The 13813-nt window shown below is 42.8% G+C and carries 12 protein-coding genes and 2 tRNA genes; 5 read left to right on the forward strand and 9 right to left on the reverse strand.

Translation table 11 applies throughout. The features are described from left to right. Nucleotides 1–22: 22 nt before the first annotated feature. The 6 genes from F957_RS18875 to hisB all read right to left on the reverse strand — a co-directional run bounded on the left by F957_RS18875 (nucleotide 23) and on the right by hisB (nucleotide 5163). Complete coding sequence (locus F957_RS18875; protein ID WP_016542942.1) at nucleotides 23–1480, reverse strand: SulP family inorganic anion transporter; 1458 nt, start codon at nucleotides 1478–1480, stop codon at nucleotides 23–25. A 226-nt stretch (nucleotides 1481–1706) separates the two neighbouring features. Next, entirely contained in the window at nucleotides 1707–2438 is a 732-nt protein-coding gene (hisA, locus tag F957_RS18870; protein ID WP_004803807.1) for a 1-(5-phosphoribosyl)-5-[(5-phosphoribosylamino)methylideneamino]imidazole-4-carboxamide isomerase, read from the reverse strand. A gap of 66 nt (nucleotides 2439–2504) precedes the next feature. Further along, on the reverse strand, nucleotides 2505–3173 hold the full coding sequence (locus F957_RS18865; RefSeq protein WP_016542941.1) for a 3'-5' exonuclease: 669 nt from the start codon (nucleotides 3171–3173) through the stop codon (nucleotides 2505–2507). Between the two features lie 90 nt (nucleotides 3174–3263). Continuing rightward, a complete protein-coding gene (locus tag F957_RS18860) occupies nucleotides 3264–3797 on the reverse strand; it encodes a DUF805 domain-containing protein (protein WP_016542940.1) in 534 nt (177 codons plus the stop codon). Nucleotides 3798–3952: 155 nt separating this feature from the next. Beyond that, nucleotides 3953–4570 carry an imidazole glycerol phosphate synthase subunit HisH gene (gene hisH, locus F957_RS18855; RefSeq protein WP_016542939.1) on the reverse strand — a complete coding sequence of 206 codons (618 nt, stop codon included), beginning with the start codon at nucleotides 4568–4570 and terminating at the stop codon, nucleotides 3953–3955. Continuing rightward, nucleotides 4570–5163, reverse strand: a complete 594-nt coding sequence (hisB, locus tag F957_RS18850) for an imidazoleglycerol-phosphate dehydratase HisB (RefSeq protein WP_004803817.1) — start codon at nucleotides 5161–5163, stop codon at nucleotides 4570–4572. The genes hisH and hisB overlap by 1 nt, the downstream gene beginning before the upstream one ends. A 104-nt stretch (nucleotides 5164–5267) precedes the next feature. Between hisB and F957_RS18845 the strand changes: the two genes are divergently transcribed. From F957_RS18845 to F957_RS18830, 4 genes are all read left to right on the forward strand, one after another. Beyond that, a complete protein-coding gene (locus F957_RS18845) occupies nucleotides 5268–5645 on the forward strand; it encodes a GNAT family N-acetyltransferase (RefSeq protein ID WP_004657331.1) in 378 nt (125 codons plus the stop codon). Nucleotides 5646–5745: 100 nt separating this feature from the next. Then, nucleotides 5746–5821 (forward strand) — tRNA-Phe (locus F957_RS18840). A 140-nt stretch (nucleotides 5822–5961) separates the two neighbouring features. Then, nucleotides 5962–6037: transfer RNA gene (locus F957_RS18835), tRNA-Phe, on the forward strand. 97 nt (nucleotides 6038–6134) lie between these two features. Further along, a complete protein-coding gene (locus tag F957_RS18830; protein ID WP_016542938.1) occupies nucleotides 6135–6872 on the forward strand; it encodes a class I SAM-dependent methyltransferase in 738 nt (245 codons plus the stop codon). Between the two features lie 55 nt (nucleotides 6873–6927). Here the strand turns inward: F957_RS18830 and F957_RS18825 are convergent, their stop codons facing one another. From F957_RS18825 to ompR, 3 genes are all read right to left on the reverse strand, one after another. Next, the gene (locus F957_RS18825) at nucleotides 6928–8442 is read right to left on the reverse strand and encodes an acetyl-CoA hydrolase/transferase family protein (protein WP_016660112.1); all 1515 of its coding nucleotides are present in this window, start codon (nucleotides 8440–8442) and stop codon (nucleotides 6928–6930) included. A 302-nt stretch (nucleotides 8443–8744) separates the two neighbouring features. Continuing rightward, nucleotides 8745–10199, reverse strand: a complete 1455-nt coding sequence (locus F957_RS18820) for an ATP-binding protein (protein ID WP_016542936.1) — start codon at nucleotides 10197–10199, stop codon at nucleotides 8745–8747. 17 nt (nucleotides 10200–10216) lie between these two features. Then, complete coding sequence (gene ompR / locus F957_RS18815; protein WP_004657337.1) at nucleotides 10217–10981, reverse strand: osmolarity response regulator transcription factor OmpR; 765 nt, start codon at nucleotides 10979–10981, stop codon at nucleotides 10217–10219. Between the two features lie 339 nt (nucleotides 10982–11320). Here ompR and F957_RS18810 point away from each other — a divergent pair, with 339 nt between their 5' ends. Continuing rightward, a complete protein-coding gene (locus F957_RS18810; protein ID WP_016542935.1) occupies nucleotides 11321–13675 on the forward strand; it encodes a Tex family protein in 2355 nt (784 codons plus the stop codon). Nucleotides 13676–13813 lie beyond the last annotated feature (138 nt).

Raw genomic sequence — 13813 nt, forward strand, 5'->3', positions numbered from 1 at the left:
ATTTGTGGCTATTTATGCCAACTTAGCTTGAGCGTTGATGCGTTCCATACTTATCAATCATGATCGAGCTGGCCTCATTCAAACCTCGTACCATGACATGCACGCCTTTACGCTGGAATTTATGCACCACACTGTCGATCATCGCCACTGAAGTGACATCCCAAATATGCGAATGGCTTAAATCAATAATGACTTCTTTTACATCTTCATTGAAATCAAAACTTTGCATAAATTTTTCTGAAGAGCTAAAGAAAATCTGACCTTTTAGATCATAAACGCGTGCCTGATTTTCAAAATATCGCTCAACTCGAATGTCCTGTTCTAATTTATTGGCAAGGAATAAAGCCGACAGTAATACGCCTGTGAGTACGCCCAAGGCTAAATTATGAGTCGCAACCACCACAACCACGGTTGCAAGCATTACGATATTACTGCTGATCGGATTCTTGCTAAAACTGCGAATAGATTTCCATTCAAAGGTACTGATCGAGACCATGATCATCACGGCAACCAAGGCAGCCATGGGAATCACCTTTAACCAGTCGCTGATAAATACCACTAAGATGAGGAGGGAAATCCCTGCCGAGAAGGTCGATAAACGGGTCAAGCCACCTGATTTGACGTTAATCATCGATTGCCCAATCATGGCACAGCCTGCCATGCCACCCATAAAGCCAGAAGCGATATTGGCGATACCTTGACCCTTACATTCTTGGAATTTATCGCTTGGGGTATCCGTCATCTCATCAATAATTGTTGCGGTCATCATGGATTCAAGCAAACCGACTGCAGCTAAAGTAACAGCATAGGGAAAGATGATTTTTAGGGTTTCAAAGTTAAGGGGAATATCTGGAATTAAGAAGACGGGAAGTGTATCGGGTAATGAACCCATATCTCCCACCGTACGAATATCAATGCCAAAATAGATGGTGAGCAAAGTCACTGTAATGATACAGACCAATGGCGAGGGTAATAATGTTCCGATTTTCGGAAGTAGCGGAAATGCATAGATAATGATGAGGCCTAACAGTACCAAGGCATAAACCTGCCATGTGACATTGATCAATTCAGGCAGTTGCGCCATAAAGATCAAAATTGCCAGTGCATTGACGAATCCAATCACCACAGATTTGGATACGAAACGCATCAGTTTCGCCAGCTTTAGATAGCCCGCGATAATTTGCAATACCCCTGTGAGCAAGGTGGCAGCCAGCAGATATTGTAAACCATGCTCTTTGACCAAACTGGCCATGACCAAGGCCATTGCACCTGTTGCGGCTGAAATCATGGCAGGGCGACCACCAACAAAAGCAATCACCACGGCAATACAGAATGAAGCATATAAACCGACTTTGGGGTCGACCCCTGCAATAATAGAGAAGGCGATGGCTTCTGGGATCAGTGCTAAACCGACAACCAGTCCAGCCAAAATATCCGCACGGATATTGGAGAACCATTGCGCTCGAATATTGGAAAACATAGAAATAGCCTATTTTTTAGGAATTTTTAAAGGCTAGTGATGTGATATACAGACACACGACTACACCACATCACTAGACAGTGATGAGTTAATACATAGGGCATGTAAAACTTAAGGTGGCGTAAGCATCATGTGAGCAGAGAGGGCTTTATTTGAACTGGTGCTAGCATAGCACCCAAGGGGATAAAGCTCTAGCGATTGTTACAATAACTAGAGCCTGAAACGATTAGAGTGATTGCTGGTCTAGCAATAATTGTGCTTCACGAAGACTTAAAGTACCTTCATAGATAGCACGACCTGTAATCGCACCCAAAATCCCTTTTTTGTCTTTGAGGTTACGTACATCGTCCAAATTGGTGACACCGCCAGAAGCAATCACAGGCAGACCAGAATAGTTGGCCAAGTTCACGGTTTGTTCAACGTTTACACCTTGCATCATGCCATCACGCGCAATATCGGTATACACAATACTCGATACGCCAGCATCAGCAAAACGTTTAGCAAGGTCAGTCGCTTTTACATCAGTCACATTGGCCCAACCATCAGTCGCAACCATGCCATTGATCGCATCAATCCCCACAATGATATGACCCGCGAAGCGTTTGCATGCTTCTTCAACAAATTCAGGCTCTTTCACGGCTTTGGTGCCAATAATCACGAAAGAAACGCCCGCTTCCAAATAGTGTTCGATGGTTTCAAGTGAACGGATACCACCCCCAATTTGAATTGGAAGCTCAGGTTGTGCACGCGCAATCGCTTCAACCACAGGTTTATGAATAGGCGTACCTGCGAAAGCACCATTTAAATCGACCAAATGTAAACGACGTGCGCCTTCATCCACCCAATGTTGTGCAGTTGCCACAGGGTCTTCAGAGAAAACGGTATCGTCTTCCATACGTCCTTGTTTTAAACGGACACATTTACCATCTTTCAGGTCAATTGCTGGGATGATTAGCATGCTTTCGCTCCTTGCATCATCATAGAGTTTAAATTGGCTACATCTTAGCAAAATATTGGTCAATCGCTAAGCCTTGTCTGCTGAACCTTGCAGTATTCTGCTGATTTGTTGCAATAATTGGGTTGTGAGTAATTGTTGCTGATACAGTTGCTCGAAGCAAAGCAGTGCGGCATAGGCATCTGCTGCGGCATAATTGATTTGTTGTGGGCTGAGATGTTGAACAGACCAGTTTGAAGTACTGATTTTTTTACTTTTGGCAAAATAACGCTGAAAAAGCAGCGCGATTGCTGTTTGAATTCCGACTTGGCTACGATAACCAAAACTTGTAAAGCTCTTGGATAGGTCAATCATTGCATTACACTGAATACCTATGCGACGGAAGATATGGGTATCATTTTTTAATCCAAAGCCAACTTTGAGTTGTTGTTCATTTTCAAGGATTGGTTTGAGGAAGTCTAAAATTTCAGAGCTGACTTGGAACAGATAAGCTTGGTTTGGTGTGGCCAGTTGGATCAGGTGAGGACCAGTCGATTGCTCACCAACTTTGAAGGTCGGTTTAGATTCTGTATCGAAGCCAAAGACTTGAATAGATGTAAGTTCAGCTTGAATTGCTTTACATTGCTCAAGCGTTTGGATCACCAAGATATGCGCTGTGGCAAGGTTTTGAAATGCAGGTAATGCACGAATGTATTCTTTGCTTAAAGGAGGAGTGTGTTGAGGCGTATCCATTTGCATTAAAAGCTCAAAGCGTTTGATTGAGCTTAAAGGGTTTTATTGAAATAAAAAAGCCAAGTCACAACACTTGGCTTTTTTTACGAGTAAGCCTTAATTCTGCTGTTCCATTTGAATGTGCTGGCTTCTTTGTACATAGTCTTGATAAGCAGGTATCGAAATTGCTGCCAAAATACCGAAAATAAAAGCAAGCGGGATGATAATGATATAAATCCAGCCTAAGACTTTTTCCCAATCAGATGTTATTCGCGCCAGACCAAAGTTATTTTCTCCATCTGTTCCTTTAGCACAAAATAGATAAATCATAAGAAATAAATTTGCTAAAGGCACAATCATGAGCAGGGATAACCAGCCACTTTGATTTCGATCATGTAAGCGACGGATTGTAAAAATAAAAGATAGATAAATAAACCCAATATATACAATTGCCACTACGAGAATGAGGAAGATTGGAAAGTTAGGTTCTTGCGGACTACCTGCTGTAAATAGTCCTGATGACAGGGCAAGTGCGAAGAAAATAATAAAGAAAATAATACTACTTAAAAATGTCCAAGCAGCATAGGATAGTCGGCCAAAGCGACCTTTGGGGCTCAGTGGGTGATCCACGGTTTGAGTTGATGAAGTCATTGTTATTCCTATCTAAGTGTTTTTATGGGTGTTGTAAAATTTGAAAAATGTATGCATTAGAATAATAAAGAAAAATTTTCTAAATTAAAGCTTAATTTATTTTATCAGTTGCAGATCAAGTCATAACGTGAAACTTGATCTGCATCGACGGCTGCTTAAATATTCCATTCCACAAAGTTCTTTAACAACTGTAAACCAGCGGTATGACTTTTTTCAGGATGGAACTGAGTTGCAAACAAATTGTCTTTATGAATTGCGGTACAGAAATTTACGCCATAATCACACGTTGCCGCAGTGACTGCTGAATCTTTTGGTTCAACATAATAGCTGTGCACAAAATAGAAACGTGCATCTTGCTCAATGTTATTCCACATGGGATGACTTGGATCAAGTTGATGTACTTGATTCCAACCCATGTGCGGTACTTTTAAATGAGGAATTTCAGGAAAGTGTTTCACTACACCATCAAAAATACCCAATGCAGCCACACCGCCATTTTCTTCCGAACTTTGTAGGAGGGCTTGCATACCGACACAAATCGCCAGCACAGGCTTATTGAATGCAGCCTGACGGACTACCTCATCAATTCCAGCTTCATGCATACCTTGCATGCAGTCACGCATCGCCCCTACACCTGGGAAAACAATTTTATCGGCTTTGGCAATCAGTTTCGGGTCATTGGTGACATCAACTGTTGCACCGACATGCTCTAGCGCTTTCGCCGCAGAGTGTAGATTGCCCATGCCATAATCAAGTAAAGCAATACGGGTCATTACAAACTACCTTTGGTTGAAGCGATGGTGTTTTCTGCACGTGGGTCAATTTCACAAGCCATACGTAATGCACGTGCTAAAGCTTTAAACACACTTTCAATCTGGTGGTGACTATTTTTGCCTTTCAGGTTATCAATATGCAGTGTCATCAGCGCATGATTGACAAAACCTTGGAAGAACTCTGAAAATAAATCGACATCAAAGGTTCCGATGCGAGCACGTGTATATGGAATATCCATAAACAGGCCCGGACGACCAGACAGATCAACCACAACACGAGACAGTGCTTCATCTAATGGTGCATAAAAATGCCCATAACGACGTAAGCCTTTTTTATCACCGAGTGCTTGCGCAAAGGCTTGTCCCAAGGTGATTCCACAGTCTTCGACCGTGTGATGGTCATCAATTTCTAGGTCACCATCGCAATGAATGTCGATATCAAATAGACCATGGCGCTTGATTTGATCAATCATATGGTCTAAAAATGGAACTCCAGTGTTGAGTGTGCCTTGACCAGTACCATCGAGATTGAGACGAACTCGAATTTTTGTTTCGTTGGTATTTCTTACCACTTCACTGATACGTTGCGTCATGGACACGTTCCTCAAAAAACGTCAAAAATGATTGAATTAAAAACCAATAGTTTCGCTGTGACGAAAAAGTGACAGCATCATAGTTTGCTCAGGAGGGTTAATCAATGCCTATTACCGTACATGCTTACAGTTCTCTGGATAATCTAGGAATTCGTACTCAGCTAGAGCGACTTTACGATACCAGCCCAGAGTTTGGCGATGGGCAAGATGCAATGGAACAACTTGAACAAAATCTACAGCAATATACCACAGTTTATACTGCTGAATTTAACACCAAAATTATAGGTGCAATTTGGGCGACAGGACAAGGTGAAAGCCGTGTTTTGGAATATATTGTGGTACACCCAGCCAATCGTGGGCGTGGGGTCGCTGAACGCTTGGTTGAAGAGGTGTGCCGGATGGAAGAAGAACAAGGGGTTAAACAGTTTGAACCGGGGTGTGGGGCCATCCATCGCTGTTTATCACATCTTGGCAAAATCTAAGTTTTAGGTGACTGCTTTGTAGTAAAATTAAACGTTTAAGAGAAAAATCCACAAATTTGCTTGACGGGCTTAGACAAACATTGTTTAATACGCCCACTTTGGCGTGATAGCTCAGTAGGTAGAGCAACGGATTGAAAATCCGTGTGTCCCCAGTTCGATCCTGGGTCTCGCCACCATAAATTTGTATTTTCAATCCCTGATCCCATCAGGGATTTTTTTTGCCTTAAAATTGATTGCGTGAAAAATGTGCATTCAAATCAAAAGCTCATGATAATTATTGACTATTCAGCTGAGATACGGCTTAATACACCCCATCGGCGTGATAGCTCAGTAGGTAGAGCAACGGATTGAAAATCCGTGTGTCCCCAGTTCGATCCTGGGTCTCGCCACCATATTCAAAAAGCCTCAAACGAAAGTTTGGGGCTTTTTTTATTGCTTCAATATTTTGTTATATTGATGACAAGTAGAAAAATTGAAGAATAAACCCATATGAAGGATTTATTTTCGGCACACAGTAAACTTTATCAACAAGCACGGCCGACCTATCCACACTCGTTGATCCATAGCTTGGTCAAGCAACTGAATGGTTTTGCTTGCGCATGGGATTGTGGGGCAGGTTCGGGACAGTTAACTCAACTGATCGCTCCCTATTTTCAGCAAGTGGTTGCAACGGACCTCAGTCAAAATCAATTAGATCAGGCTCCAGTCTTCGCCAATGTACAGTATTTACAACAAGCCGCAGAGCACCCCATATTTCCAGATCAGTATTTTGATTTAATTACCGTTGCCCAAGCGATTCACTGGTTTGATTTTGAAAAATTCTATGCAGAAGTGAGGCGAACGCTGAAAGCAGACGGTATTTTTGCAGTGATTGGTTATGGCTTAATCCAGTTGGATGATACAGATCTAAATCAGCGAATCGATCAGCTCTATCATCATACTTTAAAGGGCTTTTGGGATGCGGAACGACGTTATATTGATGAGCTTTATCAAACGATCCCATTTCCTTTTGAGGAAATCAGCATGCCGCAATTTCAGATCGAGTTAAGCTGGACAGGGCCGCAATTGTGGGATTATTTAAATACTTGGTCTGCGGTGAAGCATTACCAAGATCAACAGCATAAGAGTCCATTGCTGAGCTTAGAGGGCCTTTTACAACAGCAGCAATCCATTGGAGTCACTTTTCCAATTTTGCTCAGAGTGGGGCGCTTAGCTGCATCAGAATAGGAAAAATAAAAAAAGCATGTCGGAACATGCTTTTTATTTGGATGGGAGCCGAGCGTTAAGCAGATTTGGCCACAGCCGCTGGCGCTAACATATGACCTGTTTCTTCAAAGTTGGCATGCCAAGACAAGGCTTCACGAAGAATATGCGGGGTATGGCCACCACGTGCACAAGCACGGTCAAAGTAATCGTTGAGCGCACCTTGATAAAGTGGATGTACACAGTTGTCGATAATGACGCGGGCACGTTCACGTGGCGCTAAACCACGAAGATCAGCCAAACCAACTTCTGTGACCAAGATGTCGACATCATGTTCGTTATGGTCGACATGGCTGACCATTGGCACGATTGATGAAATATCACCACCTTTGGCAATGGATTTGGTTACGAAGATCGCAAGGTGTGCATTACGGGCAAAGTCACCTGAACCGCCGATACCATTCATCATTTTGGTTCCACATACATGGGTCGAATTGACGTTACCGTAGATATCAAACTCAAGCGCAGTGTTAATCCCGATAATACCTAAACGACGCACCAGTTCTGGGTGGTTTGAAATCTCTTGTGGGCGAAGTACCAATTTGTCTTTGTAGTGTTCAAGATTGCCAAATACACGCTCGCCACATTGTGCTGATAAGGTGATTGAGCTACCCGAAGCAAACTTCATCTTGCCGGCATCAATCAACTCAAAAGTACAGTCTTGTAGCACTTCCGAGTACATGACCAAGTCTTCAAAATTCGAATCTTTAAGTCCTGTTAAAACAGCATTCGCAATTGAACCAATGCCTGCCTGTAATGGGCCTAAGTTTTTCGCTAAACGACCTGCAGCCACTTCCTGTTCAAAGAATTTGATCAAGTGGTTGGCAATGCCTTGAGTCTCAGCATCTGGTGCAGTCACCGTTGATGGTGAATCTGCCGTGTCATTGAAGACGATCCCTACGATTTTTGCAGGATCAATTGGAATCGCGGTTGAACCAATACGGTCATCCACTTGTGTCAAAGGCAATGGCGTACGGGTAGGGCGATAAGTCGGAATATAGATATCGTGTAAACCTTCAAAGTTTTCACTCAAAGATGTATTGATTTCGACAATGACTTTTTCTGCAAAAATCGCAAAGCTGGCAGAGTTACCGACAGAGGTGGTTGGTACGATATGACCATCCTCGGTAATGGCAACCGCTTCAATCACCGCAACATCAGGACGTTTTAGTTGCTGGTTACGCATTTGCTCAACGGTTTCAGACAAATGCTGGTCGATAAACATCACTTCGCCATTGTTGATGGCACGACGTAAGGTATTGTCGACTTGGAATGGCATACGACGTGCAAGCACACCGGCTTCTGTCAATTGTTTGTCTAAGTCGTTGCCGAGGCTCGCACCGGTAATTAATGTGATTTTTAACGGATTTTTTTTGGCTTGCTCAACCAATGCTTGTGGAACAGCTTTGGCTTCGCCAGCACGGGTAAAACCGCTCATGCCAACCGTCATATCATTTTTAATAAACTGAGCTGCCTGCTCTGCACTCATCACTTTGTCATGCAGTGCTGCAAGACGAATACGACTTAAAGACATCATCCATTCTCAATATTGCTTTTCATTGGCTATGGATTTTAGCGCTAAAACATGAAAAGTGAATTGAAATAAGGCTAAGGTCTAATACAGCTGCATACGCTTTATTCATCTGCTTTTCGGTTGCTTATTTTCTGTGTGATATTTGCTTGAATTTATACAGGAAAGAAACTTCAGAACAGGGCAATGGTTTGGTTTGAATCCGTATAAAATCGAACTCAAGCGCTCAATCCTGTATTGCTGGGACTGAAGACTTTAGTCGAAGAGTTATGACTAGACTGTGCAAGGATGCTCATTAGGCAATTTTAAAAATGCCCTGTTAGCGTCTGTTTGATTTTGTCGATGGCATTATTTTGGGGTTCGTCACTTGGTGTTGTGGAAATGGGTAGGGAAATCACCACTTCCAAGCCGCCCTGCTCGCGGTTACGGATGCTAATCTGTCCCTGGTGAATATCGACAATCCGTTTCACAATCGCTAAGCCTAAACCACTGCCTTGAATTGTTCGCGCTGAATTACCACGCACGAAAGGTTGCATTAACTCTTCCACTTGATCGGGAGGAATCCCTTCGCCATGATCGGCAACCGTAATTAAGATGTGCTCGTCGACATGACTAGCAGACAATTCAATCGGTTCTGCACCATAGCGTTTGGCATTGTTAATTAAATTGGCAATCAGGCGTTTTAAGGACAAACTACGAGCAGCAATGATAGGGAGCTCTTGTGCCTGAAAGCGAATATCCAGTGGTTTGAATTGCACCACCAGTTCTTGTAGCAGGGTATTCAGGTTGGTTTCTGTGAGTTCTTCATCCGAACCATCCCGCATATAGGAAATGAACTGATTCAGAATTGCATCCATGTCATCGACATCGTAGATCAGCCCTTCACGGAAAAACTCATCAGGCAGCATTTCTGCGGTCAGACGGATACGGGTCAGAGGTGTACGCAAGTCGTGTGAAATCCCTGCCAGCATAATCTGACGATCACGTTCGGTTTGCTCAAGCGTATACACCATGTGATTAAAGGCCTGATTCACTTGTCGAATTTCAAGTGGCCCGTGATTGGTATCAAGATACGGGGCTTTACCTGTTTTACTATAATTGTTGGCTGTATTTTGTAAACGACGCAAAGGTCGATTCATTTGTCGAACCAAAATTAAAATAATGATGGAGGATACGATAGGAACACCAAATAACCATCCCGCGATCAGTTCGACGCTATAGTTGGTATAGGTTTTTAATGGTTCTCTGACCCAGTTCCCGTTCATTTCGGGTGTTTGAATCCAAATTCGTGGGATTGGTTTAAATTTAAAATAAACTGTGACGTTTTCTACGCCCAGTTCTTTGGCCAGTTTGGATTCAATCTGATTGGTAAACAGTTCCGCTAAGAACTTATCTTCGACTTTAGGAAATTCTTTTGGATCGGTTACATATTCGATGCCAATACGATTTTTTAACCATGTATCGACATCGACTTCACTATCGCGATGCAGAATACGGATATCTGGATTGTTGACCAGTTCTAATTCAATCGCGAGATAGCGGGCATGTTGTTGTAATTCAGGTAGATAAAGTGTTCGCCAAAAGAACCACAAGGACATAAACAGGCTAAAGAACACCATGAACAGCACCAGAATGGTGGTGCGCATAGCGGCGGAACGCGGTTTAATTTTATCTAAAAAACGTTCCCATTTGGTTCTAGGCCTTTCTGAATAAGTCGAAAAGTCCGTAAACTCTTGTGGATCAATTGGTTCAAGTTTCAACGTTTTATTTCCTAAGCTTATTCAGCGCCATCTGGAACAAAAACGTAGCCCACACCCCATACCGTTTGGATATAGCGGGCACGGGCAGGGTTATCCTCAATTAAACGGCGCAAACGAGAGACTTGTACATCAATCGAACGTTCCATTGCACCCCATTCACGTCCACGTGCTAAATTCATTAGCTTGTCTCGTGTTAATGGTTCACGTGGATGTTGAACCAGTGCTTTTAATACGGCAAATTCACCTGTCGTTAAAGTAACGACTTGACCTTCACGGGTTAAGGTGCGGGTAGAAAGATCTAAAGACCATGGACCAAAGCTGACCACTTCCACTTGCTGACTTGGAGCGCCTGGCACTTCACGTACTTGACGACGTAATACTGCGCGAATACGCGCCAGTAATTCATTTGGGTTAAATGGTTTTGGTAAATAGTCATCGGCACCCGCTTCCAGACCCGCAATACGGTCAGAGTCACTACCACGTGCAGTCAACATGATAATTGGTGTATCAATATTGGATTGACGTAGACGACGGCAAATGCTTAAACCGTCTTCAACTGGAAGCATAAAATCAAGCACGATAAGCGAGAACAGTTCGCGTTGCAGTAAACGGTCCATTTGGGTTGCATCATGGGCAGTTTTTACCACAAAGCCTTTGTCTTCCAAAAAGCGTTGTAATAGCGTACGCAAGCGCACATCGTCATCGACCACTAAGATGCGTTCGACTCGGTCTGTCTCATGGTGCACAGTTTCCGTCGATTCGGCAGGTACAACTAAACTCATGATGTGCTCCTTTATCGTTTATTGTCATCGTCTTTATGCAATGCGATTGTGAAATATCAATACAACTTTGAGTATACGATTCATTGCACAGTTTTGGCTATGTTATAAAGCAACAAATATTGCCAATAAAATCAAGAGATAGATACCAAATATATACAGGCAAAATGATGACAATCAATCTATTTTTCAATATTTAGGCGAAAAAATCTTGGTATTTTAGAAACATTTCGAGATTTGCATAAACTACTCTCACAATATTCAAAAAAACAATGGTGGATTTTATAGCCATGAACTTTATAATCAGTGCTTTTAGACTTAACCCTTGTGGAATCAATCACGATGACTGACTTAGTTCAGCAGTTGGCAAATGAACTTGCCGTACGTCCAAACCAAGTAGAAGCTGCTATTCGTTTAATTGATGAAGGTGCTAGCGTTCCTTTTATTGCACGTTACCGTAAAGAAGTCACGCAAGGCTTAGACGATACGCAATTACGTCAACTCGATACACGTTTAACTTATTTACGTGATTTATACGAGCGTCGTGAGAAGGTGATCCAATCTTTACAAGAACAAGATAAATTAAGCGATGATTTATTAGCACGCGTTAATGCAGCAGACACCAAGAATGCATTAGAAGAAATTTACGCGCCATACCGTCCAAAACGGACCAGCAAATCATTTAAAGCAAAAGAAGCAGGCCTCGGGGTTGTTGCTGAAAAAATTATTGCAGATCAAGTGGACCCAACTGAAGCTTTAGCGGGCTTTAGTCATGAAGACTACCCAGATGTAGAAAGCCAGCTGGATGCGATTCAGCATATCTTGATTGATGACTGGGCACAAAATATCGGATTAACTACTGAATTAAAACAAACTTTTGCTAAAACTGCCGTATTGAAAAGTGCGGTTGCTTCTGATGAGAAAAAAGAAGTTGGCAAAAAGTTCCGTGATTATTTTGAGTTTTCTGAAAATCTCAATAAGGTACCATCACATCGTTTATTGGCGATGCTACGTGGTCGTCAAGAAAATGTATTGGGCTTGAAAGTAGATGGCGAAGATGATGCGCCCTTAGCTCGTATTGAGACAGAATATAATCTTGAACAAATTCAACCACAAAGCCGTCAGGATTATTTGAAGCAAACGGCTAAATTGTTCTGGTTAGGCAAGATTCGTCCGCAGATCGAACATTCATTATTAACAGACAAGCGTTTGGCTGCTGAAGCTGAAGCGATGGATGTATTTGCTGAAAATCTACGTCATTTATTGCTTTCTGCACCTGCAGGCAGCCGTACCACATTAGGGGTTGACCCGGGTATCCGTACCGGTGTGAAGCTTGCTGTGGTCAGTGATGCAGGTGATGTATTGGCACATAGCACCATTTATCCATTTGCTCCGAAAGAAGATAAAGCAGGCTCGATTGCAGAACTTGCGCGTTTATGCCGGGAGTTCCACGTGGAACTTATTGCGATTGGCAACGGAACAGCAAGCCGTGAAACAGAAGCGGTTGTTGCTGAAATGATGGCAGAAAATACTGACCTAAAACTGACCCGTATTACTGTCAGTGAAGCAGGTGCATCAGTTTACTCGGCAAGTGAATTGGCTTCACAAGAGCTTCCTGAACTTGATGTCTCAATTCGTGGTGCAGTATCAATTGCACGCCGTTTACAAGATCCATTGGCTGAACTGGTGAAAATCGATCCAAAATCGATTGGTGTAGGTCAATATCAACACGACGTCAACCAAACGGGCTTAGCAAAAACACTGGATGCCGTGGTGGAAGACTGTGTGAACGCGGTGGGTGTTGATGTAAATACAGCGTCACCAGCGATCTTGGCCTATATTGCGGGTCTGAATAAGTCGATTGCACAGCAAATTGTGGAATACCGTAAAGAAAATGGTCGTTTCGACAACCGTCAATCATTGAAAAAAGTGCCACGTTTCGGCGAGCGTACTTTTGAACAGTCTGCGGGCTTCTTGCGTGTACAAAATGGTTCAGAGCCATTAGATGCTTCTGCTGTTCACCCAGAAAGTTATGGTTTGGTAGAAAAAATTGTTGCAGCAAAAGCGACAACAGTGAAAGACATTATCGGCAACACCGAAATTATTCGCCAAGTTAAAGCGGATGAATTTGTGGACGATAAATTTGGTCTACCCACCATTCAAGACGTGCTCGCTGAATTGGAAAAGCCGGGTCGTGATCCACGTCCTGAGTTCCGCACTGCAAAATTCCGTGAAGACATTACTGAGGTTGCTCAACTCACCGAAGGCATGCAGCTTGAAGGTGTTGTGACCAATGTGACCAACTTTGGTGCCTTCGTCGATGTGGGTGTACACCAAGATGGTTTAGTACATATTTCTGAACTTGCTAATGAATTTGTGTCTGATCCACATAAAGTGGTGAAACCAGGCCAAATCGTACAAGTGCGTGTGATGCAAGTGGATGTAGAGCGAAATCGTGTGAATTTGAGTATGCGTGCAGAAGGTTCTGCACCAGCCAAAGCGGCACGTTCTCAACAACGTCCACAACAAGATCGTGCCGAACGTTCTGAGCGTAAACCTCAAGGTCAACGTCCACCACGTAAAGATGGTGATAAACGTCCGCAACATCACAAACCAAAATCTGAAAAACCACAAGAGCAAAAAATTGGTGGTTTAGGTGCGTTGTTATTACAAGCTGGGATTAAAGGTTCTAAGTAATTGAGAAATTAAATAAAAGCCTCTTCGGAGGCTTTTATTTTAAGTCTGTCCCGTCCTAGATAAGGTTGACACTTTCTAAACTTAAATTTGGAGAGTGTAATGAAAACAATAGTTAAAAGAACGCAACGAGATTACAGC

It is taken from the genome of Acinetobacter gyllenbergii CIP 110306 = MTCC 11365 (assembly GCF_000413855.1).
Lineage (GTDB): Bacteria > Pseudomonadota > Gammaproteobacteria > Pseudomonadales > Moraxellaceae > Acinetobacter > Acinetobacter gyllenbergii.